The sequence below is a fragment of the Burkholderia sp. NFPP32 genome (assembly GCF_900119325.1).
Taxonomy (GTDB): domain Bacteria; phylum Pseudomonadota; class Gammaproteobacteria; order Burkholderiales; family Burkholderiaceae; genus Burkholderia; species Burkholderia pyrrocinia_C.
The window spans coordinates 46,942-73,339 of the sequence record NZ_FPJP01000021.1 but is presented as its reverse complement, the minus strand read 5'-3'; the positions used below and the strand labels follow the sequence as shown (position 1 = coordinate 73,339).

The 26,398-nt window shown below is 58.3% G+C and carries 23 protein-coding genes and 2 pseudogenes; 13 read left to right on the top strand and 12 right to left on the bottom strand.

The features are described from left to right. The first annotated feature begins 137 nt into the window (after positions 1-137). Entirely contained in the window at positions 138-692 is a 555-nt protein-coding gene (locus tag BT264_RS29305) for a hypothetical protein (protein ID WP_256260730.1), read from the top strand. 528 nt (positions 693-1,220) lie between these two features. Beyond that, positions 1,221-2,993 carry a hypothetical protein gene (locus BT264_RS29295; RefSeq protein WP_143155780.1) on the top strand — a complete coding sequence of 591 codons (1,773 nt, stop codon included), beginning with the start codon at positions 1,221-1,223 and terminating at the stop codon, positions 2,991-2,993. Between the two features lie 254 nt (positions 2,994-3,247). Here the strand turns inward: BT264_RS29295 and BT264_RS29290 are convergent, their stop codons facing one another. The 6 genes from BT264_RS29290 to BT264_RS29265 all read right to left on the bottom strand — a co-directional run bounded on the left by BT264_RS29290 (position 3,248) and on the right by BT264_RS29265 (position 11,476). After that, a complete protein-coding gene (locus BT264_RS29290; RefSeq protein ID WP_143155781.1) occupies positions 3,248-4,666 on the bottom strand; it encodes a hypothetical protein in 1,419 nt (472 codons plus the stop codon). A gap of 74 nt (positions 4,667-4,740) precedes the next feature. Then, positions 4,741-5,868 (bottom strand): hypothetical protein, encoded by a 1,128-nt coding sequence (locus BT264_RS29285; protein WP_143155782.1) that lies wholly within the window; start codon positions 5,866-5,868, stop codon positions 4,741-4,743. Positions 5,869-6,108: 240 nt separating this feature from the next. Further along, positions 6,109-6,969, bottom strand: coding sequence for a hypothetical protein (locus BT264_RS29280; RefSeq protein WP_256260729.1), 861 nt, complete (start codon positions 6,967-6,969; stop codon positions 6,109-6,111). Next, positions 6,884-9,112: a Mov34/MPN/PAD-1 family protein gene (locus BT264_RS29275; RefSeq protein ID WP_072443276.1), complete on the bottom strand. Its 2,229-nt coding sequence runs from the start codon at positions 9,110-9,112 to the stop codon at positions 6,884-6,886. The genes BT264_RS29280 and BT264_RS29275 overlap by 86 nt, the downstream gene beginning before the upstream one ends. Before the next feature lie 13 nt (positions 9,113-9,125). After that, the gene (locus BT264_RS29270) at positions 9,126-10,283 is read right to left on the bottom strand and encodes a ComEC/Rec2 family competence protein (protein WP_083534237.1); all 1,158 of its coding nucleotides are present in this window, start codon (positions 10,281-10,283) and stop codon (positions 9,126-9,128) included. Positions 10,284-10,534: 251 nt separating this feature from the next. Continuing rightward, entirely contained in the window at positions 10,535-11,476 is a 942-nt protein-coding gene (locus BT264_RS29265; RefSeq protein WP_072443397.1) for a hypothetical protein, read from the bottom strand. 163 nt (positions 11,477-11,639) lie between these two features. Here BT264_RS29265 and BT264_RS29260 point away from each other — a divergent pair, with 163 nt between their 5' ends. Genes BT264_RS29260 through BT264_RS29250 form a run of 3 tightly spaced genes read left to right on the top strand, consistent with a single transcriptional unit; the run spans position 11,640 to position 13,422 of the window. Then, positions 11,640-12,230: a hypothetical protein gene (locus BT264_RS29260; protein WP_072443280.1), complete on the top strand. Its 591-nt coding sequence runs from the start codon at positions 11,640-11,642 to the stop codon at positions 12,228-12,230. Beyond that, a complete protein-coding gene (locus tag BT264_RS29255; protein ID WP_083596251.1) occupies positions 12,227-12,616 on the top strand; it encodes a hypothetical protein in 390 nt (129 codons plus the stop codon). Before BT264_RS29260 ends, BT264_RS29255 begins: the two co-directional genes overlap by 4 nt. Beyond that, on the top strand, positions 12,613-13,422 hold the full coding sequence (locus BT264_RS29250; RefSeq protein WP_072443282.1) for an ImmA/IrrE family metallo-endopeptidase: 810 nt from the start codon (positions 12,613-12,615) through the stop codon (positions 13,420-13,422). Before BT264_RS29255 ends, BT264_RS29250 begins: the two co-directional genes overlap by 4 nt. 153 nt (positions 13,423-13,575) lie before the next feature. Here BT264_RS29250 and BT264_RS29245 read toward each other — a convergent pair whose 3' ends face one another. Beyond that, positions 13,576-14,349: a reverse transcriptase domain-containing protein gene (locus tag BT264_RS29245; protein WP_072443284.1), complete on the bottom strand. Its 774-nt coding sequence runs from the start codon at positions 14,347-14,349 to the stop codon at positions 13,576-13,578. Between the two features lie 539 nt (positions 14,350-14,888). Between BT264_RS29245 and BT264_RS29240 the strand changes: the two are divergent. From BT264_RS29240 to BT264_RS29230, 3 genes and pseudogenes are all read left to right on the top strand, one after another. Continuing rightward, positions 14,889-15,311: pseudogene (locus BT264_RS29240) on the top strand (N-acetyltransferase family protein); the annotation flags it as partial. Positions 15,312-15,320: 9 nt separating this feature from the next. Next, a complete protein-coding gene (locus tag BT264_RS29235; protein ID WP_072443286.1) occupies positions 15,321-16,160 on the top strand; it encodes a MerR family transcriptional regulator in 840 nt (279 codons plus the stop codon). 124 nt (positions 16,161-16,284) lie between these two features. Continuing rightward, positions 16,285-17,265 carry a sulfonate ABC transporter substrate-binding protein gene (locus BT264_RS29230; protein ID WP_072443288.1) on the top strand — a complete coding sequence of 327 codons (981 nt, stop codon included), beginning with the start codon at positions 16,285-16,287 and terminating at the stop codon, positions 17,263-17,265. A gap of 189 nt (positions 17,266-17,454) precedes the next feature. On the opposite strand, the gene BT264_RS29225 is transcribed toward BT264_RS29230, so the two are convergent. Next, complete coding sequence (locus tag BT264_RS29225; protein WP_072443290.1) at positions 17,455-18,282, bottom strand: SDR family NAD(P)-dependent oxidoreductase; 828 nt, start codon at positions 18,280-18,282, stop codon at positions 17,455-17,457. Between the two features lie 100 nt (positions 18,283-18,382). On the opposite strand from BT264_RS29225, the gene BT264_RS29220 reads away from it, so the two are divergent. Beyond that, positions 18,383-18,757: a heavy metal-responsive transcriptional regulator gene (locus tag BT264_RS29220; RefSeq protein WP_072443292.1), complete on the top strand. Its 375-nt coding sequence runs from the start codon at positions 18,383-18,385 to the stop codon at positions 18,755-18,757. A 248-nt stretch (positions 18,758-19,005) separates the two neighbouring features. Further along, positions 19,006-19,512, top strand: a pseudogene (locus tag BT264_RS29215) (transposase); the annotation flags it as partial. 53 nt (positions 19,513-19,565) lie between these two features. Here BT264_RS29215 and BT264_RS29210 read toward each other — a convergent pair. Further along, the gene (locus tag BT264_RS29210) at positions 19,566-20,135 is read right to left on the bottom strand and encodes a TetR/AcrR family transcriptional regulator (RefSeq protein WP_072443294.1); all 570 of its coding nucleotides are present in this window, start codon (positions 20,133-20,135) and stop codon (positions 19,566-19,568) included. Positions 20,136-20,278: 143 nt separating this feature from the next. Here BT264_RS29210 and BT264_RS29205 point away from each other — a divergent pair, with 143 nt between their 5' ends. Further along, the gene (locus BT264_RS29205) at positions 20,279-20,962 is read left to right on the top strand and encodes a glutathione S-transferase (RefSeq protein ID WP_072443296.1); all 684 of its coding nucleotides are present in this window, start codon (positions 20,279-20,281) and stop codon (positions 20,960-20,962) included. A gap of 254 nt (positions 20,963-21,216) precedes the next feature. Here BT264_RS29205 and BT264_RS29200 read toward each other — a convergent pair whose 3' ends face one another. Continuing rightward, positions 21,217-21,846 (bottom strand): TetR/AcrR family transcriptional regulator, encoded by a 630-nt coding sequence (locus BT264_RS29200; RefSeq protein WP_072443298.1) that lies wholly within the window; start codon positions 21,844-21,846, stop codon positions 21,217-21,219. Between the two features lie 451 nt (positions 21,847-22,297). Between BT264_RS29200 and BT264_RS29195 the strand changes: the two genes are divergently transcribed. Beyond that, positions 22,298-23,428 carry an alpha/beta fold hydrolase gene (locus BT264_RS29195; protein ID WP_072443300.1) on the top strand — a complete coding sequence of 377 codons (1,131 nt, stop codon included), beginning with the start codon at positions 22,298-22,300 and terminating at the stop codon, positions 23,426-23,428. A 78-nt stretch (positions 23,429-23,506) separates the two neighbouring features. On the opposite strand, the gene BT264_RS29190 is transcribed toward BT264_RS29195, so the two are convergent. After that, complete coding sequence (locus BT264_RS29190) at positions 23,507-24,382, bottom strand: LysR family transcriptional regulator (protein ID WP_177318419.1); 876 nt, start codon at positions 24,380-24,382, stop codon at positions 23,507-23,509. A gap of 129 nt (positions 24,383-24,511) precedes the next feature. On the opposite strand from BT264_RS29190, the gene BT264_RS29185 reads away from it, so the two are divergent. After that, positions 24,512-25,000: a DinB family protein gene (locus BT264_RS29185; protein WP_072443304.1), complete on the top strand. Its 489-nt coding sequence runs from the start codon at positions 24,512-24,514 to the stop codon at positions 24,998-25,000. A 290-nt stretch (positions 25,001-25,290) separates the two neighbouring features. On the opposite strand, the gene speB is transcribed toward BT264_RS29185, so the two are convergent. Further along, a complete protein-coding gene (speB, locus tag BT264_RS29180; protein ID WP_072443305.1) occupies positions 25,291-26,259 on the bottom strand; it encodes an agmatinase in 969 nt (322 codons plus the stop codon). Between the last annotated feature and the right edge of the window lie 139 nt (positions 26,260-26,398).

The following is a 26,398-nucleotide window of genomic DNA, read 5'->3' as shown; positions in this document are numbered from 1 at the left end:
GAGTTGGAACGGTGTCGCGCAACGCGCGCCAAAGCTAACAGAGCCGTTAAGCAGCGCCGGCCGAGTGCGAGCAAGGCGAGATGACGCAGCGACTTCGGGATGTCTTGGGCAAGTTATACAGGCCGCCGGCGAATGGCATGCGCCAAGTATTCGCGCTGTCGCGACGTGACGCCGAGAAACTGCCGCGGCTGCCCTCGATTGCCGTCATCTCAGTCACCGCACCGGAGCGCCCGCCTGCCAGCGTCGATGGCTTCACCCATCTGCTGCGTCTGAGCTTCGCAGACGTGGACTTCTTGAAGCCTGACCTGTCCAGAAAGGCGACGGAAAACCTCACTCATGCGTTCACCCCAGCGCACGCTGACATGGTTCGCTCGTTCGTCGAATGCCTGCCCGACGAAATCACCGCGATTGTCATTCACTGTGAGGGCGGCTACTCGCGGTCATGCGCCATAGCACTCGGACTTCATCGGCTATATGGGTACAACGTGGAAATGGAGCATCTCGCTCATGCGAATTCCTCAATACTTCGTGTGATGACCGGGGACAACCGCATGGACCGTAGTCAAGCAGAGCACGACCAGCTGGTCATGTCGGATGATGCAGAGAAGGGACTAAAGAACGCGTTTTCAGGCAGGACGCGGTCCGAAAGAAAATTCCGCAAATCGCTGCGACGGTCTGCCCCTCGGAAATGAAGCGGGGCGCCGTCTCAAGAACTGGCTAGCGATTAAAAATTCGGCTTACGGTCTGTATCAACTGAACACGTGCGTTCTCAACCTCGAGCCACATCTCATCCTGCTCGACGGCCAGCGCGGTATTGCTGATGCGTAAGCACAACAGCAGATTCGGGACTGGTTGACCGAGCTACCCGTTCAATTGGTCATGAACAACGTCGCGCCGACGCTATTCGTCGATTTCGACGGAACGCTCCACGTCGGCAACACATACATCGGCGAGGATACTCGCAGTGTGTTCCGGCGCAGCCTCTTACCTAATGTAGCGTCTATTTTTGTGATAGTTGCGGAAAGAATTCGCAACATACGGTAAATTCGTCCAATCCGCAATGTGGAAATATGGCAGGAATCACTGCACGATTTCGCGCGTGTCGTTTATGGTTCAGGGCACAACTAGCCGCATAGCCATTTCGCAATGCGCAAAAAACTCTATCATTGTTCAAAAATTGAAACAAACGCAGTCAAATTTGCACTACATGGACTTGATTTATGCCTTTGGAATGGACTCGAAACACGGTGCCTTCCGCTGAACGCGAGGGAATACCGAACGAAGATTTTCCTATAATGGTGATTTGGTATGGTGCCTTGGACGCTCAATTGGACGGGAAAACGCGCCGCGTACAAGTCGCGTTTCAGCGGGTGGATGGTGAACCAGAAGGACCGTTCTTCCGTGACGTCGCCTTCAGCCACCTAGATGCACTTCAACTCGGTTCCGTGTGGCAACGTCGGCGTCGTATAGGCGAAGCCAACCTCATACTGCTTCAGCCGACGGCCGCAGACTTCTCCGCAGGTGGCTGGCGCATCATGTCGGCAAAATCAGAAGCCGATAACGGCCGGCCAGCCCCACTTAACGGGAAGTACCCGGTGTTTCATGAGGACGAGCGCGAAGAGCGCAGCAAGCTCCTCGAACTCAGCTTGCTCGATGGTCGCAAGCTCATCGTACCGTGTATGGAGTTCTTGCTGCGCGGCTACGGCGAGTCCGCATTGATTCCGCGCGCACTCACCAGCATGAATTGGGAAGACGCACTTGGCATGTTTCTGACGAACACAACGCCCGAGAAGAATTCAGATGGCGCATGGATGGTTCGCTTGGCAGACAGAATGCAACTCGGTGACATTGGGTTCCTCGGTCACATCCAGCATGTCGGCTACTCACGCGCGGCTGCCCAGAGCATCGTCCAGCAATGCACCCAGCAAGCTACGAAACGAAAGTGGATTCACCTCGAAGTCGCGCCGTGGTTCTCCGGACCGGTGCACGTCAGCGCGGAGGGAATATGGGTCCGCAAAGGAACGTTCCTTGCCCTGCGCTTCGAGTTGAACGGTCATCCGGAGGCTGACGGCCCCGAAATTGAGGTAGTCAAGAGCAGGAAGGAAGAAGTAACGCGCTCTGAGTGGGAGAACAGCGATAACGTCGCTCGTGAAGGCAGCCCCGTTTATACGTTATCTCCGGAATCGAAGATGGCCGTGCGGTCGTTCGATAATTTTGATAACGCCGGGCTTGCTCCACCGGAGGCCAATGGTGGTCCCAAACGAAAGATAATCCTCGGGCCGCGCCGCAAACATACGGTTACCTACGAGAATAGGCCTGACGTCATCATTCCACCGACGCTCTCTGGCACGCCCGACGTCCGGCTGGACCCGTCCAACATCGAGGATATCGCTGAAGCTCATCGAATGGTTGTCGCGCACGGCACGCTGCTTGAAATGTGGAAAGAGTTGCGTCGACTGCAGCTCGAACACCGGGAGACCTTCCATAGCTTGGAATGGCTGCATGTCAAACGTGGCTTCGTCAACGACGAACCGCCAGAGCTTGTGGGGTTACAGCCGTTTTCCGATACGGAGCCAGCGGAGCCCAAAGCCCGGAAATTCGTGACACGAGATATCAAGACTGAGGAGCCTCGCGGGGTGCTCGTTTTGCGATTTCGCGTCACAGACCCCGGCGCCAAAGGATGGAGGGAATTTTATCTGCTTGAGATTGAGCGCCGATACGAGCAAGTTAAAGTGGACGGCATCGTCATTCGCAAAGAGGAAGATGGCTGCCAAGGACTAGTGGCGACATTAGCTCCCGAAACACAATTTCGCGAATGGCTAGCGAAAACCCTTTCGGACATTCGCCACGTCGTCGGGCAGGTAGCCAAGCTTCGTTCGACTGAGAAGGCGCAACTCGTTACGTTCAAACATGTACCGTCCAGAAAGGACCTCCTTCACCCGCTCCGAACGTCTGCCGCGCTGGTGTTCACAAAGGCCAACGTGACACTGTAAGCACCCGCAGCCCGTGCAACTGCATGCCCCTGCGGTACCATGAACATCGTGAGCCGAGCGGCATAACCGTGGCCATTGACAATGCATTTTCTCTTGAAGCGTTCCAGAAGGCTGAACCGGGGAACCAACCTGATGCAAACTAGCAGCCTTTGAGCATCGCCGAAAAGAAAGGTGCTTCGCCAACCGCGGAGCGCCATATTTATTTTCAGGGATATGTCTCCACAAATTCCTTCAGATTTCTATAGGTTGACGACCTACTGCTGCTCGAGCTGAGTCACAGCGTAGCGTTCGTGCTTCGGATATCTCAATTCAGAGTTTATCGCTTCGGAGACTTCGCGACGACGGCGACGAAACCTGCGAAGACTAGGCTCAAGTAGCAGACCGGCGATGGCCGTCAGCTTACTGCGTTTCAGTAGTTCATCCACCACGTCGACATGCCCGAAGAACAACAACGAGTTCAATACATGCTCCAATGCCGCCGGCTTGCTCATGAGGTAGAAAGCGGTCTGACGCAGCCTTGCTTCGCCTGCATCACGGGCCGCCAAGGCGTCGCGAACGGCTATCTGCCGCTCTCTTTCGAAATCCTCGCTATACCTCAAGCTACTTCTTGAAAAATAGTGCAAAGCTCTAATTTCCCCGAACGCTTCCGGCGATATATTGTCCCTAAGCGTTGGCCAGATTTCAGTTCGCAACGTCGCGTCTGCAGTCATTTCCTCGATACTCCATGAACTAGCGCTGCTGACCTCAGCATCGACAAGCGCAGCACGCCCCTCTGGACTCTGGGCATATCGCCTCTTCACATCGTCGATGCCAACAATTTTGCACCACGAATCGAAGAACAGATTGAGTTGCACGGGAGTTAGATATTTGAATTCGCAAGGAGCATCAATAATGGCGGCTAATTCTATGTTTCCTTCGATGAGCTTCAACGCCCGGGAGAACTCGTTGGAACTTAGGTTGAAGTGTCCTCGAAGTACGACCTTCGCGGCTTCGAACGTATTCGAGCCCCACTCGGCTCTCGGCGGCAGTTGATAGCCGATACAGGCAAGGTCAAAGCGCGAAAGGTGTGCGGTGTATGTCTGGTGCCGATACTCATCACCAAGAAATTCACCGTGGTAGTTCAACGTTTTTAGGTCTGCAACCAACGCCCGGAATTTACTCCATAGGACCAGGAGGTTGATTATCGCAAGCTCTGTCAGGTGCTTTTGATTCTCACGCCCAAACGGGTAGCGAAAGACCTGCCCAGTGGAATCTACCTCTGCGAAATCTGATATGGCTGTATCCAGAAGCTCGATGACATTTTTATAGCGCCAATCTAGTGCAACCGAGTGCTCTTTTAAATAGCGCCACAGCATCCCGATATCGTGTGATGTCTGAGTGTCGATATTGGGAAGACGATAGCCGTGGTGAACAAGCGGGCGCAAAGATTCGATAGCCGCCTTGATGTACAGTTCTATCGCGTGACGCATGTTGAAGCAAATAGGATACACAAAGGTGTCCGTCGGATGCTTCAAACCTCGGTGATGTATAACCTGCTCGAGCAGCACCTGCGCGGCATTTGCAAAGCCTGCGGCATAATCCACGATGTCGGGCGAGCCGTTTTCACCCACGCAAGCATTCGCCCACGACGGTTCTGCGCTTCTGAATGTTTCGTTGGCAAAGTTCTTTGACATGTCGTACTTCAATAGTTAGCGGTCGGAGCGTGATTTTACGCATCAGCCTCAACTTCGCCATGGCCGAATGCGCTTCAATCCCCTTCCCCCTGCTCCCATAACGCCCGAACGTCACGAGCGCCGAAGCGCAGTCGAGGAAACTCGCCAAGTTCGCGCGCGGCGTCGAAGACCTGAAAATAGGCTCCGAGGAAACTCCCTTGATTCGGACAGAAAGTCGTATATTTATGCAACTCGGCATAGTCGAGCGCGATACATGGCAGGTTCGTCTCGTCGAACGCACTGAACAAAGACTTGCTGTACTCGGCGTAGGTGTCGATGAATAGCTCTCGAACAATAACCAACGACAGAAGATGGTGCTTGCTGATGTCTGCACAGACCTCGCGTTCGCCAACAATCATGCGAAACGGCCGCGTGGCATCCGCGTAACCCACTGCGCCTACAACCTGCTTCAGGGCATCGTTTACCTGATGCACCGACATCAGCTTCTTTCTTTTCAGGGTGCGCTGTAGCGTTTTCTCTGTATTCGGTGAGTCCTTCGCCTGCACAATCAGACACAGGTCGTCGGTTATGACGATGACGTCCGCAATTTCTTCCTTGTCGTAGTGACGCCTCGGCGCGTGGTAAATCTGCTCAGGCTTGAAGACCCGCTGGAGCATCAAAATGATGTCAAGCTCTTGGAACGCTCCTGGCTCCTCCCGCTCCAGCGAAGTGAATGCGTACCCCTGGCCGCCGTGAAACTGGTACATCTGTGACCGTGTGTCGGCTATCGTCAAGTCTTCTGGAAACAAAGGCTCCTCGAATCGCACCGCAATCGCGTCAGCGTCGTCGGCCGCTGTTCTGAGGCCAAACCACATGTTCGCCTGCTCATGTGCGCGACCGAAGCTTGAGTCACTTAGCGACGGAAACCTCACGTGCTCCAGGCGCATCTGCGCCATGAGAGGAACATCGACCTCGGCTCTATAACCTAACAGCTCACGATTCTGCTCGTCAAATATGTGGACCAGAATCTCGCGCCTGCTCAACAGATGCAGAAGGTCGAGGGATGGGTCGTCATCCGCCAGGAGACGCCATAACGTCAGCGGACAATCCTCGTCGTCAAAAAATGCGCTCATCAGCCCTATCGTTGACTGCCCGTTCAGTTCAACAGGGACGACGTAAATCTTGAACCCTCGATTCATCTTCGCCGGCAGGAGATAGGACACTGACATCTTCAAGATGAGCCGCATCGTGCCCTCTTCCCGCGCACGTACACAATGGATTCCGTCGGGATAACCAAGGACCTCTCGATAAAGTTCTGGTCGTTCTATCGAAAGCATTATTCAGTACCCTCGCAGTTCAGAATCTAACTTCCGTACGCACAAAGCGCGCACCCCAAGAGAATCGCAGTTCGCTCGAGAGCACTCGCGTCGATGCCGCTGCAGGCTGAAGCACGGCAATGTGTGTCACTCACCTCGGCCATCAGCCACTCCCGCCTTCTTTTCTGGTTTGCTCCTAGAAACAGCTCGTCGCGCACCACTGACCTTCTTTGCTGAATGGATGCAAAGAACGTTCTGGACGAAGCGAATTCCGGAGTTACGTGCTGCCAGCACCGCAATCAGATACTGGACTGCGAAGACCACCGCAGACCATACGATAGCCCTGACCGTGTTGCCGAACAGAAAGAGCCCAAGCGCTACCAGCGGCACAAGCAACAGCGACATCGCAGCGATGTCCCGGAACATCAGATATTTCTGGTGGCTCTCGAGCACCGACGCTTCGTTCTCCACCTGCTTGTAGAGCCTGTACCACATCGAATTTTGGTCGCGCTCGTCACTCGGGAAAGCCCCCACATTTTTCTTCAGCGCGTCGACGTCAATCCGCGTATCGCTCTGTGCATGCACGGAAAAAGCTCGCGAACCGGGCATCGGGTTACGAAGGCGCCAGAATACGAGAATCGCCTTCTGCGAGTGCGAGAGCAAGTACGAAAGAAAAATAATGGGAACGGGCAGGAAAACCGACAGGCCCGTTCGTAGCGCCATGCCCTTATCCGCGGTGAAGTCGTCGATTGGGTGATGAAACGCGATGACCAGCAATATGATGACATCGAAGACGCCAACACCGACGAGCCAGACCATATTGCGCGCTTTCAACGACTTTCCAGATGATGCTACTTGTGCGACCTGCTGTAGAGCATCCATGTGTTTCCCCGTCGTGTCGAGTATCGAAGCCGTGCGACCTTTAAGCTGGCGTGGCATCACGGACCAGTGCAGCGTAACCTTGCGGGTGGCGAATGAGCAAAACTGCCGCGTGACGTATTTGTCCATCGAGCGATTTCGCGGTATCCCTGTCCATCTGTGATGGACCACTCACCGCCAAATGGCTATGCCATGTCCCCAGGCACCAGAGCGTGTGTCCACCGAGCGCTTCATAGCCGCGAATCGTGTCGAGAGTTCCTTCAACCCCGAGCACGAAACGCGCAGGCGAGCGTGTGCTGTCAGGCGACGCAGGGAGGATGTCGGTGATGAATATCTCTCTCGTGAGCGCGGAAACATTTCCCACGATAATGCCGCCAGTTTCGACCGTAGGATGCTCTGCAACATCGGCGACAATTTTTTTATGGGCCCTATCGAGCACACGCACAGTCCACGTCTTCCCGTCGAACACCTCCGCCACGTGCGTTGCGCCAACCTCATCGTGAGTCCACGTGATTGACATTCCGTCGTCACCAACAGAAGCGACGGACGCCATGCCGGTCCCTAGCAAGCCGACCTCATCGTATTGATGCAGTCTCTGACCGATTCCAGCTGCGACGAGCGAGACTCGCGCGTCAGACGTGGGGATAGTGACCGAGTGGCAGCCGATACCGATTTCGAGAATATTCGCCACTGCTGTTACACCCGCATCGCGCAGAAGCCCGAGCGAGCGCAGTCGCTCGTATGCGTGATACAGCAGGTCGACGGTTGAGGGATTTCTGCCTTTTCCTTCCACGGTCATGAATGCTGCGTCGCCATGATGGACAAGAGCCCCCTCGATGACACGGGCGTCAAATTTCGCTTTCGCGAAAAAGTCGCGCACAGCAGGCGAGCCAGTCGTGTTCACAACCACCGATTGCTCGCCGCAAAAAAAATCTCGATACTTAGCTGCATTGAAGTCCAGGCCGCGAACGTCAGATGCGACAAACTTCGGGCGCTTTGAAGCAAAGCTTCCCATAATCTGCGCCAGCCGCTCTGCCTTTCCGTGCAAGTTAGCCACGTCGTCAGGCAAGAGTGCATGGCGCGCCACGTTATGCGCGACAGCAAGCTTGTCGTCTATAAGCAGCGCCGCCTTGCCGCCCGCGCGCGCGACGTGCATGGCAACCTTCGACCCGAGGCTCCCGCAGCCGACAAATGTCAGTTGCAACTCCTTGGATTGTTCTTGCAGCCCCGACGTCCGCCTCAACAGTTTCGAAGAGATGGGAGATGAGAAAGCAACGGCACTGACCGCCGTAGTATCGTCCACTGACAGCTTGGCCGGCAGCGAGAGTTGCATCTTGTAGCCCAACATCTCAAACTGGCTCTGGGTACCGATAATGTTTGTGGGCCTGCGCACCGGGAAGGCAAAATACAAGAGCACATCAACCTTGTATTTCGACGTTGCAAGGGTGCGGTTGAAGTTGCTCACGAAATCGTCTAGTGCAACTCGACACCCCCACTCGGAAGCCTGCTCGGCAAGCTCTGCAAATGTCGTGACCGTATCGGCCTTGTATCGCTCATGAATAGCGGATTGCTCACCAGGAGCGGCTTGTGGCCAGCAGAAAACCACAGGTGCTCGCCCGCGATAAGCCTTTTCGTTCACCCCAAGCGTGTTCAGCCACTCACGCATGAAGGCCTGGTCGCCGACCGGGAACTTCTGCTGCGGGTTACGCGCTAACGACCAGCGGCCGTCTTTGCTCCAGCACGCCATGCACATGAATAGGCGCCACCCGCCAAACGGTGGCTTGTCGAAATGTTCTGCGGGGTCCATCTCGACAAAGTGGGAGCCGACGTCCCTTCGGCTCGGCTCCCAGCCTTTCTCGTTGATGGCCAGCTCATCGACCGCAGCTTTGTTAAGCCAATCCGACATCTGGTCGACAAGGCGAAAGAAGCCGTCTGAATGCATTACATCAAGCTTGTCGCCGAACGTAATGCACGGGGGCACCCGACTTCCGCGCTTGTGCAGATAGATATGCGGCAACGCATCCGGAAAATTCTCGCGCAACGTGAATCGCGGTGCCCTACCCGGGAAACCGGACGGAAATTCGACGAGCACTTCCTCGCGCGCTCGGACGCCGTTCGGACTTGCACCCGCGGCAGCCCAGCGTGACGGCAAGTCAACGAGAAACGTCGCGTAGACGTTTGCGCCACCGCCGGAAGTTTCTTCGACCTTTACCGACTCGACCGCAGGATGCGCCTCGAGCAACTGGATTGCACCGTGCAGTAGAGCGCTCATGGCGACCTCAGTCTTAGCCGTGCGATAAGGGCTTCGAGCCGAATGCTGCGGCAGCACCCGCCGCTGCAGGGGCCGCGGCAACCTTCCATTTCGCCTTGACGCCACCTGACGTGACTTCGAACACCATCGGCTCGGGATTCTTCTCGTTGGGATGGGCCGAGGTGTTCACAAACTTGCCTGACGCCTCCTTCGCGATAGCTTCGTACTCGCGCTTTGCGCGAATGCAAGGAGGGTCATTGTCGTCGTCGAGAATCAGGTTGCTGCTAGCGACGATGTAAGCGCCCGCGCGCGTCTGCGACAGCGCTTTGCGCGCGTCGGAAGACACTTCAGCATCCTCCTTCTTCTTGCTCCAGCTGTGCCACGAGAGCGTGTGCCACGAGCAATGGTGAGGCGTCGACAGCAAGTCGTATTCGAGCGCCGTCGTGTCGCCCTTGTGGCGTTTCCACTGTTTTTCCCAGATGTACACCTCTGCATCGCCGCCCGACAGAAATTTCACGGCGTCTGCGACCGCTCCCGTGCCGATGGAATAATTGATGATGATGCTCGACTCGTTTTTCGAAAGTTCGTCGGCATCGTGCTCGTCGTCAGCAGGCATTGGCGCCAGGAGCAACGCACTGAAGTTTTCCTGCTCTTTCCCGGCCACTGCCGTGACGCGCTCATCGGTCTTCACGACGATGTCGAGGATGTCGTCGGTCTTGCCGTCCGTGTCCTCGCCCATAATCAAGATGCGGTCGCCATCTTCCAGTTGCCCTTCTTCGCGAAAGAGCGCAACGCGACGCTTTGCTTCCGTGTTCCACGCGCGGGCGTCATCGCTCAGCGTGTGGTATTTCGAGGCGCGGCGGAATACGAGCGGCGACGACCACATCTCATGAATGACGATTTTCGACGGCTCGCCCTTCGTCGGATAGTCCATCAACGAACCCAGATAGAAGTGCTCGCGCAGGCCGCGGCAATGGTCCTGGTCCGGATGGCTCAGCACCATCACGTCCACGTACGGGCGCCCTTCCTCGTCGACGGCAAGTTTCTCGCGCAAATCCTTGAGCACGTCGCGCACGCCATCACCGGGCTGCCGGATGTTGATGTCGATAAGAATCGTCCGGCCGCTGGACACTTTGATAAGTGTCATGTCCCCATTGCCCACGGGGAAAAAAGTGATTTCTGGCGTTGCCATGGGTGACATCCTTCAAACAAGTGCGTGAAAATGCCGCCAACCATTGGCGGCAACTTTTACTGCTCAAGACATGAGGGGGAACATTTTACAAAGACACAATATATAGAATATTTCAAACAATTAACACAATATCTTGTGCCGCATCGCAATATTTCTTTCATTTGAAAGGAGCATTGCGATGCGCACGGCATCGCACCGGTCAATACGACCGCTTTCAAAATGTCCCTGGCGCGAGCGACGCATGCATTCGACTACGCAGCGCTTGCGGAGGGGCGAGCCAGGATTTCCGCCAAGGCGTCGAACCAGTTGCGGTCGTGAATCAATCGCGCGTCGTGCGCCGACGCAGACAGGATTTGCGCCTTGGTCATCTGCGAGACGATTTCCCAATTCGCATGAGCGAGCGCGTAGGTGGCGTTGTTGGTGAATCGGCTTTCCAGGATGCAGATACCCCTACGCGGGAAGCCGAATACGACGTAGTCGTCGAATCCACCCAAACCGACGGCGATAAATTCCGGGCTGTATTTGCCGATTTCCTTGAAGCGCGCCGCGACCACTTCGCGGCTCTTTCCGCGGCTCTTTTCGATAACGGTCTCGAGCGACGGCCACGCGGTCTGCCAGAGGTTCTTCCCCGGCGGCAAGAGCTTCCAGTTGAGTCGGCGGACCGGCACACCCACCGACGGGCTCATCGACGTGTCAAGCACCTCGAAAGAGCCGAACTGCTCGACGAGCATGTTGGCCGTGTTCGTCGCAGCGGCCGCCTGCGCGTCCGTACGTTTGAACGGTCCGGCCACAATGCAGTGCGCGCCACCCGGGTCTGCCGAGACAACGACCTCGATGGAATACGGCGGAACCTTCGTGCGCGGATAGCGGTAGTACGGAACATCCTTGACCTCGGTCACCTCAACCTCACGGTCGCCGTGCCGCTGCGTATACGTCCAGCTAATCTGGCGGTACGCCGTCTCCTTCTCCAGGTCACGATGCACGATGTCGAAACCATTAGCGTTTCGACGGCTTGCCGCACCCCGCGCCGGCGGCAGCAGGCGTTCGCCGATAACCAGCGGGCTCGAGAAGCCCAGAGCCTCCAGACGGCGAGCATGCTCAGGGAGCACACGCACGCCGAGGTAGTATTTTTTACCTTCAGGGAGATGCGACAGGTAACGATTGATGTCGCGCGTCTTGCGTTCTACTATCATCGAATAGTCCTCGCTCACTGGAGCGGCGAAGCACCGAATGCTTCGCCCATACCTAGTAAGACTCTTCAGAACGGTCGCACGGACGTCTCAACATAAATTTCCTTCGGCAGCGTCCGTAGAACGCGCCCGAAGAGTCTTTACCAATATGGGGAGTTCGGGAGCTATGAAAACGGCCTCCGATACAGACCACCGCCTGAGTCCGGCGGAGGTCAAGCTGGAACTTGAGAATATGTCGACGGCCGACCGGGTTCGGGTCGAGCGGCTCGCGCAATATGCCTTTGCCGGTGTATCTGGCATATCTCACGAAGACCTGCTTCAAGAGGCATACATGAAGCTGCTTAGCGGGGAACGCATCTGGCATCACGGCTTTGCCGCCGTGCCGGCGATTGCGTCAGTCCTAGACAGCATGGCCAGCAACTACCGGAAGCGCGAGACAAACGGTCCCATCGAGTCCGGAATGATAGTTGCTGCTACCGAAGCGATGGAGGACGCCGACGTGCTGGTTCGCAACGTCGAACCCGTCGAAACAGTGACCCCAGAGGACGTGGCGTACGACGCCCAGAAGTTGAAGCGGCTCGAGGCGCTCCTCGCCGATGACGAGGACGCAACCTTGGTCGCTTGGGAATGGGCGATGGGACGGCGCGGGCAAGAAGCCATCGAAGCGCTAGGTATGAGCGAAAACCAATATGAAGCCGCCCGAAAGCGGCTGCTCAGGAAACTGGAAACGATGGAAGACGAAAGGAGGAACGGATGAGCGCATCGCGCAAGCCTGAGTTCTCATCGAGCTTTCTCGAGTCGTACATGTATGAGTTGATGTCGATGTCGGACGAGGAAATCCTCGAAGGTCAAGATATCGACAAGGTGCAAGAGCGCGCTGCCACCCGCATCGCAGCAGCAAATCGCGAAGCTGGTCGGAAGCGGTTGGCAGCTGCGAAGGCGCGTGTTCAGCGGCGAGAGGATATAGCTCCATCACACTCGTCGGCATCATTGGAGGAAGTCAGGGCCTATATAAACGAAGCGGCCAATGATGGCCGCGTCACCCTTGCTGCCCGCCAGCTCAGTGAAATGTCAGAAGCAGACGCGCGACGACTCTACTCACAGCTCAAGCAACTCAGGACTGGCCAAGGGGATGACGAATGACGCCCGGCCAGCGCGCCGAGGTCCTCATCTCTGAATTCGGCATCTCGTCACCATCGGAACTCGATGTAGAAGCCATCGCCTGCGACGCGGGCATGGACGTCCGCTATGAGGCGCTTGATGGCTGCGAGGCAACCCTCGTGGGTGTCAAGAATCAGGCAATCGCGACCATACGCCCGTCAGGGAATCGTGGCCGCGAACGATTTTCAGTCGCGCATGAGCTTGGGCACTGGAATCTCCACCGGGGAAAATCGTTCCGCTGCCGAGTCGACGACCTGACCGAAAACCTGGCCTCTGACACGACACTGGAAAAGGAAGCCGACAGCTATGCCGCACATCTGTTGATGCCGCGGATTCTGTTCGACCCCGCCATCCGGTCGGGGGCAAAATTGCCTACGTTCAAACACATCGAAGAAGTCGCTCAAGCGTTTGAAGTTAGCATGTCGGCAGCCGTAATTCGGATGGCCGAGGTCGACTCCTTGCCGGTCATCATCGCTTGCTATAACGCCCGAGGGATTCGATGGCGAGCGGCCGCGCCGCATGTCCCGCGTCGATGGCGGCTACATCAAACGCTTGATAGTGACAGCTTCGCCTATGACGTTGTCAATGGCGACAAAGTGCAGCAGTGCGCAGGAAAGCAGTCTGCAGACGCGTGGTTTTCAAATGAGGGCGCCGACGAATACGAAGTTTATGAACATGCCATGCCCGGGCGCGCCGGAGAGGTGCTGGTGATGCTCTACCTGACCGATACCGAGATGTTCGAAAACTCGTTCGAAACAAATCGATTTGAGCGACGATATCCAAGGTAGCCTGATGCAAACTTGCCCTCCATCACCCCGCCTCTAATTCAAGAGTTGAATTAGGAAATCAACGTCAAATTCTAAAAATCCAGACATCACCCTTTCTTATATTTATCCAACAATTTAGAAGGAAAGTATCCGGCAATTGCTTCCGACGCGATTTCAAAGCGCGCTCACTTGAAGCTGCGCTGCCTGCCCCGGGTTTACGGAATCAACGTAACCCAATATAGCCAGCTGTCGCAACTCATTATCGGTCTCGCGCATCGCGTCGAGAAACCTCAGCCAACGCTCCGGCAATATCTGCAGTGAATTCTGAGACAACTCGATGTTGAACGCATTAATTCTTTCAGCCGGCCGCTGTTCTTTATCTTCATTTAAATCGAACCCGCTCTTCTCGGCAGACTTTTTCAAGTCGCCAAAAATTTCCTCTGCCCGCTCCGGCTCATTCAGAGAAATTACTATATCATCAACGTAAACGCTGACCACCACACCGTCTTCCACTGAGATACGCTTCAGGAAATTACCGAGGGCGCTTTTGCGGAGACAGACACTAGCGAGAAGCGTCGACTGAACGAAACCGTAAGGCAAAATAAATCGCCTTTCTCGGCCTTCCGGATGCCGGACAGTCGAGAGATTTGCAATTTCCCGTGCTTCGTCGTAGCTGTATAGCCCTTTCAAGGCGCGCGTTACACGGCTTCGGTTGATACTTCCGAAAAAATCTCTAATGTCAACGTGAATGAAACGGCTTTGCCCCAAGTGGGATTTCAACGCAGCGACGTGACCACCATCGCGCAGATGATAAAAATACGAAGGAGCTTTCCAGCGTCGCTGCAGGTCGTCCTTAATTTCCCGACCGAGCTCAATTGCTGTGTTGTTTGGAACGAAAACCCATTTCCCAGGTTTCAGCTCAAACTTGGAATCCCATCGAGCATCCATTTTTTCTATAATTAATGGTCACGTTCTTGACGATAATCTCTGCAAGTCGAACAAGTTCGACCCCGAGAGGAATCAGTGCAAGAACTAGACGCTGTACGAAAGTAAATTTTTTCATAGCAGCTTCTCCATTCAATCCCGGCTTGTCTAGCGCAGTGCGCAATGACCACAAATCAAACAGATATGACATGTAGGAATTCAATGATTCCGCAATGCTATATCGCGATATCACATAGTGACGCAATGGAGGATAGGCGCCAACAGACCGCCTATCGCCGGGAAACAAAACGGTATCAAATTGTAACGAAAAGCGCAAGGCAAATATCGCAACCTCGATGCTGATGTCGGACAGCACGCATAGCCGACTTAGTGCGACCGCGGTTTGCGTCGTGGTGCGGCCTCGCCGAGCGGAACAAAACCACTATTGCAACAGCGCCGAGAGTCTGCTCCGACACAGGTGCTATGGACAAAACAGCCTACCGTGCTAGCGAAATGCCCACTTTCTATGGACATCGGGTAAAAGCATGAAAGTCGCATCCGTACTACGTTGCCGGCGTGTCCATACCATGCTTCCTCATCCTTGGATTGCAGAATGCGACGGCCGCGTGGCCGGCTACGCGTACGCGACGCCGTACCGCACGCGCAGCGCATACCGCTTCACGATCGAGGATTCGATCTACATCGACGATGCGCAGCGCGGGCGCGGGATCGGCCGCGCACTGCTCGCGGCGCTGATCGCGCGCTGCGAGACCGGCCCGTGGCGGCAGATGATCGCGGTGATCGCCGACGGCGGCACCGGCGGCTCGACGTCGCTGCATCGCGCGTTCGGCTTCGAGCCGGCCGGCACGCTGAAGGCGGTCGGCTTCAAGCACGGCCGCTGGATCGACACGGCGCTGCTGCAGCGCCCGCTCGGGGACGGCGCACGCACGCTCCCCGCCTCGCCCGGGCCTGCCGCGTCGCGCTAGAATGGCCGCATGTCAAAACAGACTCATTCCACCCCCGACGAGGCCGCGGCGGATTCCCGCAACGAGTACACGGTCGACGAGCTGGCGCGCGTGTCCGACACGACCGTGCGCAACGTCCGCGCGTACCAGGATCGCGGTTTGCTCGCACCGCCCGAGAAGCGCGGGCGCGTCGGCATCTACGACGACACGCACGTCGCGCGCCTGAAGCTGATCAACCACCTGCTCGCGCGCGGCTACACGCTGTCGAACATCCAGGACCTGATCAAGGCGATCGACGAAGGCCACGACCTGCGCTCGATCCTCGGCCTCGAAAACGCGATCGGCGGCCGCTGGTCGCATGAACTGCCGAAAACCTATTCGCTCGCCGCGCTCGCGCAGATGTTCGGGCCGCAGGCGACCACGCAGCTTTCGCGCGTGACCGAGCTCGGGCTGCTCGAACGGCACGGCCTGTCGTTCGTCGCGAAGAGCCCCGCACTGCTCGAAGCGGCGGCCGCGATGACGAAGGAAGGCATCCCGCCGCGCGAGCTGCTCGACGTGATCAGCCTCGCGCGGCCGCATTTCGACGCGATTGCGCGGCTGCTCGTCGATCTCGTCGTGAAGCGGCTCGACCGCTACGACGCCGGCACGCTGCCGCCGGCCACCGACGTGCCCGAACTGGTCGACGCGATCTGGCGCCTGCGCCCGCTCGCGGCCGTGTTCGTCGAAGGCGAGACGAACCGCGCGCTCGAAACCGCGGCGGGCGCGTATCTCGGCGGCCGCGTCGCGACGATCCTCGACAAGAAGCTCAGCGACGAAGCGGCGCGCCAGTCCGGCACGCCCGATACGCAAGGCGACGACGACAAAGCATAGGGCCGCCGCCGTCATATTCTTATCGGCAATGCTTCGTTTGCGAGCGCAACCGCCCATGCGACGATTCTTCCAACCGAGCGGCACCGGCCGCTCTCCCGAAGACGTTTCGCATGGAGTCCGTTCGATGATTCGTTTCACCCGCTGGATCACCCGCACCGCCGCCGTCGCGCTCGTCGCGCTGTCCGCCGCGTCGGCCTTCGCGCAGGGCGGCGCCGACAAGGTCGTGCGCATCGGCTATCAAAAGGCCGGCCTGCTGTCGATCATCAAGGCGCAGGGCTCGCTCGAAGCGCGGCTCAAGCCGCTCGGCTACAACGTGCAGTGGTTCGAATTCCCGGCCGGCCCGCAACTGCTCGAAGCGCTGAACGCGAACAGCATCGACTTCGGCTATACGGGCGCGCCGCCGCCCGTGTTTGCGCAGGCAGCAGGCGTGCGCTTCGTGTACGTCGGCGCGGAACCGCCGTCGCCGCACAACGAAGCCGTGTTCGTGAAGGCCGATTCGCCGATCCGCTCGCTCGCCGAGCTGCGCGGCAAGAAGGTCGCGCTGCAGAAAGGCTCGAGCGCGAACTACCTGCTTCTGGAAGCGCTGAAGAAGGCCGGCGTGCGCTACGACGAGATTCGCCCGGTGTACCTACCGCCCGCCGACGCACGCGCCGCGTTCGAAAGCGGCAACGTCGATGCGTGGGCCGTCTGGGATCCGTATTACGCGGCCGCGCAGAATTCGCTGAAGATCCGCACGCTGTCCGACTACACGGGCCTCACGCCGGCGAACAACTTCTACGAGGCGACGCGGGATTTCGCGGAGCAGCATGCCGACGTGGTCGGCGCGATCCTGAAGCAGGCGCGCGAGACGGGCCTGTGGGTCAACGGGCATCCGGCCGAGACCGCCGCGCTGATCGCGCCGAAGGTCGGGTTGCCGCTCGCGCTCGTCGAGACGTGGATCAAGCGCGTGCCATTTGGGGCGGTGCCGGTCGACGAGAAGATCGTTGCGGTTCAGCAGGGTGTCGCGGACGCGTTCTACGCGGCGAAGCTGATTCCGCAGAAGCTGAGCGTCGCCGACAATGCGTGGAGCGATAAACGCGTGGCGAGCGCGCTTGCGGCGAAGTAACGCGCGGCGCGCGCAGTCGAGAAAGGCCGACGGGCACCCTGCCTGTCGGCCTTTTTTGGTTCTTCTCGAATTTTCGGGGAACGGGGGGGCGCACTGTTGGTGTTCGGCCAGTTGCAACCGTTCGCTATCCGCCGAAGACGATCTGCGGATAGCGACATCGAGAGACTACCATCTGGAAACGGCACCGCCCTAAGCCTTGAGATCTGTTGCCGCGAAATCCGGATCTTCTCTTGGCCGAAGGATTTTTTCAACGAGCCGGGCCGACATATGACGGCTCAGTAGTCTCTGCAAGTTCGCCAGCAGTCGATTTCGCGCCCCCACAACCCGATAGCTCAGATTGCGATCGAGCGCCCACAACGCATCCCGCACCACGTTCGCGACCGGCATCGGCACGCCGACAGCAGCCTCCTTCGCGCCGACAACGTCGAAAAAGGCCGTTTGCGTCGCGCCAGGACATAGCGCGACGACCCGGATGCCCCGATGCCGGTTCTCAGCCCAAACAGCTTCCGAAAATGACAGGAGAAAGGCCTTCGTCGCGCCGTAGACGGCCATATACGGATCGGGCTGGAATGCCGCGGTTGACGCGACGTTGATGACTGCGCCACCGGATCGCGCTTGCATCCCCGGCAGCAGAAGATGAGTCAGCTCGAGCGCGGCGATGCAGTTCACCAGAACTTCATCGCGCTGGCGCGTCAACGGAATCGTTTCAAAGCGCCCGTATGCTGCGAAGCCCGCGTTGTTGATCAGCACATCGACGATCGTGCCGGTCTCCTTCAGATGACGATCGATCGTGTCGACGGCGTCGGCCGCGCTCAGGTCGACCGTCAGAAAATCGGCGTCGCACGCATAGTCGCGCCGCAGTTCTGCGGCCAGATCGCGCAGCTTGTCGTGAGAGCGTGCGACCAGCAGGAGTCTCGCACCGCGTTCGGCCAACGCATAGGCAAACGCGCGCCCGATACCCGACGATGCACCGGTGACGAGTGCTGTTTTTCCGCCAAAATCGAAAGATTTACTCATAGCTTGCTGATGGAGTGGAACGGGAGTTTGCACTCTAAACCGTTGACTATAGGCAACGGTCAAGCGTAAATGACGCTCCACGACATTGATTGGAGGCAGCATGCGCATCGGCGAGCTATGCAAGCGGGCGGGTGTATCGCGCGACACCGTCCGTTACTACGAGCGCATGGGTCTGCTGGACAAAGCAACACAACCTAACGCGACGAACACTTACAAGCGCTATTCAGAACTTTCGTTACAGCGGATAAGGCTGATCGTCCACGCGAAGGCGTTGGGCTTCACGCTGGCGGAAATTCGCGACGTTGTCCATGTATGGGAAAGTCCGACGTTCGGCGTTGACCAAAAGGTCGCGTGCCTGCAAGCAAAACTCGCCGAACTCGACGCAAAGAGTCTCGCGTTGATCACGCTGCGAACAGGGTTGCTGAATGCGTTGGCCAAAGTTGGCGGCGATTGTGTCGAAGAAGAAATAGCGTGATGAGTCGCGTCCGTGCAAGTGTCATGCTGCATCGACCGGTTGAATCCGCAGTCGGAAAGCGCGGGCCTGTCAGCAATTTCGTGTTCGAGGCATATGATGTTCCCAAGAAGAACGTATGCCACGCAAACCGAAAAACACCGCCGGCAACGCTGCCGGCAATTCCCACCGAGCTGCTTGAACAGTTCGGCAATGGTCCGATGTCGGCCGAGGCCATCAACGCCGCGACGATGGCGCTCAAGAAGGCGCTGATCGAGCGGGCGCTGGGTGCGGTGTTCCCGGCGACCACGCTGCAAACCTGCGTCATCCATCTGATCCGCAACAGCCTCGATTACGCGAGCTGGAAGGATCGCAAGGGATTGGCCGCCGCGATCAAGCCGATCTATACGGCACCCAGCGCGGAGGCGGCTCAGGCCGAACTTGAGGCGTTTGCCGAAGGGCCCTGGGGCCAGAGATTCCCGCCCGTCAGCACAGCCTGGCGCAATGCCTGGGACCGCGTGATTCCGTTCTTTGCGTTTCCGCCTGAGATACGCAAGGTTATATACACTACGAACGCCATCGAGAATATCAACTCGCAACTGCGCAAGATCATCAAGACGCGGGGACACTTCGCGACAGATGACGCAGCGACGAAACACATCTGGCTGGCACTGCGCAATATCACCGCTGATTGGGGACGCGCAGCCAAGGACTGGAAGGCGGCCATGAACCAATTCGCGATCCTCTACGTCGATCGTTTCGTTCGTCCGTCCGTGTGATTCTCAACCCGCCTTGAACACGGAAATTCTGATACCCCCACTTTTTTCTACTGCTATGCCGGCAAAAGACCAGCAACACGATAGCTTTCAATTAGCCCGTCATAGACAGAGATATCCGCGCGACTTCTGGCGATGAGTTGCGCGCCAGCGACGGCTGCGAAGATAGCGCGAGCACGCCCCTCGCTATCCTCGGCGCTGGCCGTGGCCGACAGCACTTTGCTCAACCACGCAATATTCACATCTGCAAAGGTTTGGACTTCTTTCGTTACCGCTTCGGGCAAGTCATCAGATTCGGCGGCCATGAAACTGCAGAGGCATATCCGATTACCGTTCTCCAGCGCCTTGCGAAACGTCTCTGGATAGCGGCGCAGACAGTCGATCGGATCCGAGGATTCGGTCCACAGTGCGTCCAGAGTGGCCGCCGAGTCCTCCCAGTAGCGCCTTGCTACCGCCGCGCCAAGATCGGCCTTCGTGGGAAAGTGATGGTGAATGCTGGCTGCCTTGATACCGACCGCTAACGCGAGATCACGAAAATTCAGACCGTCGTAGCCATGCGACTGCGCAGCCAGCTTGGCTGCCGCGAGGATGTTTTCCCTTGAATTCGAACTGGCTTCGTTCCTCACTGCTTGCCTCGCTTAAGAAAAATACGTGTTGACCAAGCACATTATAGCGTCTAACGTAAACCTACCAAGTGGCAGGTAGGGTCGCATCAAACGGTTCGGCCCTATCTAATTTCAAACGCTTCACCCATCCTGATAGGCGAACCATGGTTTCCGACACCCGCGAATTCGACGTAAGCAAACTGGCTACCATGACGATTTACGATTTCCCCACGGGCCCTTATCCGACACGAGTCCGTATCGCTCTGGCTGAGAAGGGCCTGCAATCGCGCGTCCAGTACGTCTTGGTCGATCTATACAAGGGCGAGCACAAAAGGCCTGGGTTCATCGCCAACAAGAACTACTCCGGCACGCTACCGGTGCTTGAACTGGATGACGGAACCTGTATTGCCGAGTGCACCGCCATTACCGAATACCTCGACGCGCTCGATGGCGTACCCACGCTTACCGGTAGCACGCCGCGCGAAAAGGGTGTGATCCACATGATGAGCAAGCGCGCCGAGCTGGAATTGCTCGACGCCATCAGTGTCTATTTCCACCACGCCACGCCCGGGCTCGGGCCCGAAGTCGAGCTCTATCAGAACTCCGAATGGGGATTTCGTCAGCGTGACAAAGCCCTGAGGGGCATGCAGTACTTCAATGACGTCCTGAAAAAGCAGCCATTTGTCGGCGGGGATGCGTTCTCGATGGCCGACATCACCGTCATCGGCGGCTTGGTCTTCGCGTCGATCGTGAAGCTGCCCGTTCCCACCGAGTGTGAAGCCCTTCTCGCCTGGTACAAGAGAATGCGGGAACGCCCGAGTGTCAAGAACCAGCCGGCATTTGCCTGAAATTGCAGCTGTGGCCGGACTTCATTGACGAGCGACCAATCTTGGATTGCAGACCCAAGCGAACGCAGTCGAGAGAATTAGCTGACATATTCCCGCTTAAGCCGAAGCCAAACTGATTGTGGCGGTCCGGCAATGGACAAGGCTAAGACATTCATCCGGGGGCTGAGCGTCTGCGAACGGACATGCGCGAAAGATCGACGCTCTTCGTAGGATGATCGGGGCCAATTTCGTCCGACCGGGAACATTGGACCGGATCACCCCTCGGAGGCAGCCCACCTTTGAACACTAACCTCTGCCAGCGCCTCGAATACAGCGGGTGTGCGTTCCAGGCGGGCGATCGTCCGCGCGCCTTCGAGGGCGGCTACCAATGCGGCTGCGGTAGAGGACGCGCGCGTGGGAGCGAAACCGCACCCCCTAAAATGCTCCGCAATAATCTCGGTCGACTCAACAAACCCGCGTGCTATCCGTTTGGTCAGCTCGGCGTCGAGCGCGGGCAGCTCATTCGCCAGATTTTGCATCAGACATCCATACTGGAAATCAGAGGCAACCATTTCAGCCGCGAATGTCCTGAAAATCTGATGAACAAAATTCAGAGCATCACCCGTCGTATTCGCCGAGATGTCCCGTAGTACAGCAATTCGATTCGCAATGTAATTATCGATTGCTTCTTCTGCGAGTTGTGCCTTGCCGCGTGGAAAGTGAAAGTAGAACGATCCTTTAGGCGCACCGCTTTCTTCAAGGATCTGAGTCAATCCCGTCGCAGTGTAGCCCTGGATGCGAAACAGTCGTTGGGCCGTGGCAATCGCGCGAGCGCGGGCGTCAGTCTTACGTGGCATGCCGGGAACATAGCACGTTTCGCTTGATGATTCTATGGCGATTGGCATAGTATGGTGATCACCATATCCGGAGCCCGGCGATGCCCCTCGACCCAATCGCAAGTCAAGAAGGTTCGTTCAGTGATCCACAGCCTCCCCAGATCGCGGCACGAATAGCTGAAACTCAACGTGAAACGCGCGGGTTTCCTCGCTCATCCTATGCAGAGCATCTTCGTGTCGGGGCTGCTCGTCCTCGATTGCCCGGCCGCCGGGCGAATCGTTCGTCGCGTGCGTTTTCGCTGAAGCTGAAGACAGCGCTTGCACGCGGACGGGGTGTTCCATCATGAGTCGCCCACATCGCTTCAGGCCAACGGCGTCCCGACGAGCCTTCCTGGCGATGGGCGCGGTCAGCCTGTTTGCCCCTTTGATTCGACCCGCCCGCGCAAACCCCATAGGAGGAGTCGACTTGTCCGCATCAACATATGGCGGTGGAACGCTTCCGAAGAGTGTCCGCTCGCGCATGATCCACGGGGTCAACGGCCTCGATGTCCATATTCTCGAGGCCGGTTACGAGAACCCCGGCCGGCCGCTTGCATTGCTTCTGCACGGTTTTCCCGATTTGGCTTACGGCTGGCGACACCTGATCCCGATTCTGGCTGACGCCGGCTACCATGTCGTGGCGCCCGACCAGCGGGGTTTTGGCCGCACCACCGGTTGGATGAACGACTATGACGCCCAGCTGGCGCCTTTCAGCCTTTTGAATATGACGCGTGACGCCCTCGGATTGGTTTTGGCGTTGGGGTATCGGCGTACGGCAATGCTCGTCGGGCACGACCTCGGCTCGCCCGTCGCGGCCTATTGTGCGCTAGCCCGACCCGACGTCTTTCCCTCGGTAGTGCTGATGAGTGCACCGTTCCCCGGTCCGCCGACGCTTCCGTTCAACATTGCGGAAAGCGAGGTTTCGTCGGTTCAACCGAATACCGGCAATCAAAAGCTGGCGGCCGCGCTGGCTGCGCTCGACCCGCCGAGAGAGTATTACCAGCAATACCTGAGCACACGGGAGGCGAACCATGACATGTGGCACCCCCCTCAAGGCTTACACGCGTTTCTTCGTGCATTTTTCTACGTCAAGAGCGCCGACTGGCCGGGAAATAAGCCGCATCCGTTGAAGGCGCCGACCGCCGCAGAACTTGCGCAAATGCCCACCTATTACGTCATGGATCTCGGCAAGACGATGCCCGAGACCGTCGCTCCATTCCACCCCTCCGCCGCCGAGGTCCTGGCCAGCAAATGGCTCACCGAGCCGGAACTTGGGGTGTACACGGAGGAGTATGGCCGCACGGGGTTTCAAGGCGCCCTGCAGGCTTATCGCGTCTTTTCCGATCCTGACCTAAACGCTGAGTTGCGCCTGTTTTCGGGCAAGACGATCGATGTCCCGTCGCTCTTCATTGGCGGCAAGAGCGATTGGGGTACGTATTCGGCGCCGGGCGCGCTCGATCTCATGAGGACGAAGGCGACGACGAGAATGGCGGGCATCGAGATGATCGACGGCGCCGGTCACTGGATCCAACAGGAGCAGCCGGTTCGGCTCAGCGAACTCCTGCTCGCCTTCACCAAGGAGGTGGTTGGGGCGGATCACACCGACAGTTAGGTTGGGGAATGGCTATCGTTGCTCTTGAAAATATCGCCCGACCTCCAGACCACCGCCCCAAAAACACGACAAGCGATCCTAAGCGACATCGGCGGACACGGCATCAAGAAGCCATTTTGCGACGCGCTGACTTGCCTTGCTGCGACTGCTCGCTCGTCGTTGAATCAATGATGTCTGCCCCACGCATTCGAGCGGCGTTCCGTCGAATTTCACCAACTCGCCAGCAGCCAGATGGTCCGCCACCAGCGATTGGCGTGCGAGAGCGACGCCTGCCCCGCGGCGCGCGGCCTCGATCATCAAGCCCGCATCGCTGAACACGATCCGCCTGCGCTCTCGCGGAATATCGCATCCGTTGAACTCATACCATGCGTCCCACGACTGGTGGCGAGATCCGCCGAGACGGCTACAGTCATCTTCGAGCAACCTCATGCCGTCGAACGGGTCCGGGCGCCCGGCACGGCTCGCCCGACTGCCGGGCGCGTGGACCGGGATGAGCACGTCGTCGGTTGCCGTCATCCGCTCTCCCGGGATACCAGCCCTCGGATGCAAGCGGATCGCGAGATCGTATTCGCCTTCGTCGATGGCTACGATCTCGTCGGAAACGTGCAGATCGAGACAGATGTCTTCAAAGGACTGGGAGAGCGATTCGAGTCGGGGAGCGAGCCAGCAGTGCGCAAAGGACGAGACAACCGTCATGCGGACAGTGTCGCGGCGATCCGCGAGCCGGTTGTCCGCGCGCGCCAGCGTTCTCAGCACGCCTTCCGCTGTTGCCAGATAAGCAAGGCCATCGCGGGTCAATTCGAAGCGGCCATGGTCTCGATGGATCAGGCATGTATCGAGACGGGCTTCGAGAGCCGCTACGCGCTGGCTGACAGCACTCTGTGACACGCCGATTTCGACAGCCGCCTGCTTGAAACTCTTCAGCCGGGCGACCGCCTCAAAGGCGCGAAGCAAGTGGGTCTGGGGCGGATCACGGCGGACAGGCATCATCGGGCCTTATAGCTGATAAGAAAAACGCCATCGACAGGGGCCATCAGGGCCAATAGATTACCCGTGCGGCTATCGAAAGACAAAGGAACGGTGATGAGGAACAACTTCGAGATGTTGGCACGTTGGACCGTCTGGGCGAATGGCCTCCTATACGACGCATGCGCCAGGCTTTCGTCGGACGACTATTTTCTCGAGCGCGCCTGCGCCTTCGGCTCGATCCACAATACGCTCAATCATCTGCTTGCCACCGACCGCATCTGGCTCGGCCGGATCTCCGGGGAGGGGCATGACATCCCGTCCCTGGACCATGTCGTCTGCCAGGATTTCGAGAGCCTGCGAACCGCAAGGCTAACCGAGGATGAGCGGCTTGTCCGCATTGTCGGCACGGTCGCACGCAACGACCTGGAGAAAAACATCGACTACACGAGCATGGATGGAACGCCGCAACGAAAACCTCTTCAACTCGTTCTTTCCCACATTTTCATTCATCACGCCCACCATCGCGGCCAAGTTCATGCGCTCCTCTCGCAGACGCCCGTCGCGCCCCCCGCCCTGGACGTCACCTATTTTTCGCTCGGGTGACCCATGCTTGCGTGGAAGCGGATTGCCATCGCATGCAATGCAACGACTGATCGACCTCGGAACCTGTTTTCAGGCCGTGAGCCCCCGCAGCGCAGGAACGAGTCGGATAGCGCCGCCGGAAGATGCGCATACTCGACCCCGTTCACCTGAAAGGAGATCGTCATGGAGAATCCGCCGGCGGTGCCGTCGATGCGCGTGCGGCTCACGCCAGCCAGCACGCGAACAGATCGTGCGTCGTGGGTACCTCGTACTTGAGCAACAAGCCCGCGTGATGAAGGGCGACCATCGCCCTACTTCAACGCCCCCGCCACCTTCTTCTGCCGCCACAGACACAGCAGATCGCAAGCGACATGCGCGGCCGCGATCGCCGTAATGTCCGCATGATCGTAAGCGGGCGCGACCTCGACAACATCCGCCCCGACCAGATTCACCGCCCCGAGCCCACGCACGATCGCCAGCGCCTGCGCGGACGACAACCCGCCCGCGACCGGCGTGCCCGTGCCGGGCGCGAACGCCGGATCGAGGCAGTCGATGTCGAACGTCAGGTACGCGGGCCGCGCGCCGACGATGTCGACGATCCGCTCGACCGCCGCGCGCGAACCGTGGTCGTGCACCCACGCGGCATCGAGCCGCTCGATCCCGAGAAAATCGTCGTTCCACGTGCGGATGCCGACCTGCACCGACGTCGCGGGATCGATCAGCCCTTCCTTCACAGCCTTGTAGAACATCGTGCCGTGATTGAGGCTGTCCGGATCGTCGTCGGCCCACGTATCGCAGTGCGCGTCGAAATGGATCAGCGACAGCGGCTTGCCGTAGCGCTCCGCGTGCGCGACCAGCAGCGGATACGTGATGTAGTGGTCGCCGCCGAGCGTCAGCATCTTCGCGCCCGAGCGCAGGATCGTGCGCGCATGCTCGACGATCGCGGGCTTGATCGACAGCGGGTTGTGCGCATCGAACCAGCAGTCGCCGTAGTCGACGGCCGCGAGATCCTCGAACGGATCGAAGCCCCACGGATACGGATTGAGCTCCGCGAGCTGCACGCTCGCCGCACGGATCGCGGCCGGCCCGAGCCGCGCGCCCGAGCGATAGGTGGTCGCGAGGTCGAGCGGCACGCCGGAAATCGCAACGTCGACGCCGTCGAGCGTGCGCGAATAGTTGCGGCGCATGAACGACAGCACGCCCGCATAGGTGTTTTCGATCGAGGAGCCGTACGGCGTCGTGCGACGGATCGCGCCGTCGCCATGGAGAAGTTCGGTCATGGTCGGACCTGTTTTCATGGGGGCCGGCTCGGCCTCGCGTTGCATGGGCGCGCGGGCCGGGCACGGCGTGGATTCATCGGGCACGCACCGGCTTGCGCGTCCAGTCGCGCGGCCGGGCGGGACAACGACAACGGCAATG

Bases quoted from the DNA above. Each gene is read 5' to 3' on its own strand.
- BT264_RS29255 (WP_083596251.1), top strand. From the start codon at position 12,227: ATGAGCGCATCGCGCAAGCCTGAGTTCTCATCGAGCTTTCTCGAGTCG.
- BT264_RS29245 (WP_072443284.1), bottom strand. From the start codon at position 14,349: ATGGATGCTCGATGGGATTCCAAGTTTGAGCTGAAACCTGGGAAATGG.
- BT264_RS29200 (WP_072443298.1), bottom strand. From the start codon at position 21,846: ATGCCAATCGCCATAGAATCATCAAGCGAAACGTGCTATGTTCCCGGC.
- BT264_RS29185 (WP_072443304.1), top strand. From the start codon at position 24,512: ATGAGGAACAACTTCGAGATGTTGGCACGTTGGACCGTCTGGGCGAAT.
- BT264_RS29290 (WP_143155781.1), bottom strand. From the start codon at position 4,666: ATGTCAAAGAACTTTGCCAACGAAACATTCAGAAGCGCAGAACCGTCG.
- speB (WP_072443305.1), bottom strand. From the start codon at position 26,259: ATGACCGAACTTCTCCATGGCGACGGCGCGATCCGTCGCACGACGCCG.
- BT264_RS29230 (WP_072443288.1), top strand. From the start codon at position 16,285: ATGATTCGTTTCACCCGCTGGATCACCCGCACCGCCGCCGTCGCGCTC.
- BT264_RS29220 (WP_072443292.1), top strand. From the start codon at position 18,383: ATGCGCATCGGCGAGCTATGCAAGCGGGCGGGTGTATCGCGCGACACC.
- BT264_RS29305 (WP_256260730.1), top strand. From the start codon at position 138: ATGCGCCAAGTATTCGCGCTGTCGCGACGTGACGCCGAGAAACTGCCG.
- BT264_RS29235 (WP_072443286.1), top strand. From the start codon at position 15,321: ATGTCAAAACAGACTCATTCCACCCCCGACGAGGCCGCGGCGGATTCC.
- BT264_RS29265 (WP_072443397.1), bottom strand. From the start codon at position 11,476: ATGATAGTAGAACGCAAGACGCGCGACATCAATCGTTACCTGTCGCAT.
- BT264_RS29270 (WP_083534237.1), bottom strand. From the start codon at position 10,283: ATGGCAACGCCAGAAATCACTTTTTTCCCCGTGGGCAATGGGGACATG.
- BT264_RS29295 (WP_143155780.1), top strand. From the start codon at position 1,221: ATGCCTTTGGAATGGACTCGAAACACGGTGCCTTCCGCTGAACGCGAG.
- BT264_RS29280 (WP_256260729.1), bottom strand. From the start codon at position 6,969: ATGGACAAATACGTCACGCGGCAGTTTTGCTCATTCGCCACCCGCAAG.
- BT264_RS29225 (WP_072443290.1), bottom strand. From the start codon at position 18,282: ATGAGTAAATCTTTCGATTTTGGCGGAAAAACAGCACTCGTCACCGGT.
- BT264_RS29195 (WP_072443300.1), top strand. From the start codon at position 22,298: ATGATCCACGGGGTCAACGGCCTCGATGTCCATATTCTCGAGGCCGGT.
- BT264_RS29260 (WP_072443280.1), top strand. From the start codon at position 11,640: ATGAAAACGGCCTCCGATACAGACCACCGCCTGAGTCCGGCGGAGGTC.
- BT264_RS29205 (WP_072443296.1), top strand. From the start codon at position 20,279: ATGGTTTCCGACACCCGCGAATTCGACGTAAGCAAACTGGCTACCATG.
- BT264_RS29275 (WP_072443276.1), bottom strand. From the start codon at position 9,112: ATGAGCGCTCTACTGCACGGTGCAATCCAGTTGCTCGAGGCGCATCCT.
- BT264_RS29250 (WP_072443282.1), top strand. From the start codon at position 12,613: ATGACGCCCGGCCAGCGCGCCGAGGTCCTCATCTCTGAATTCGGCATC.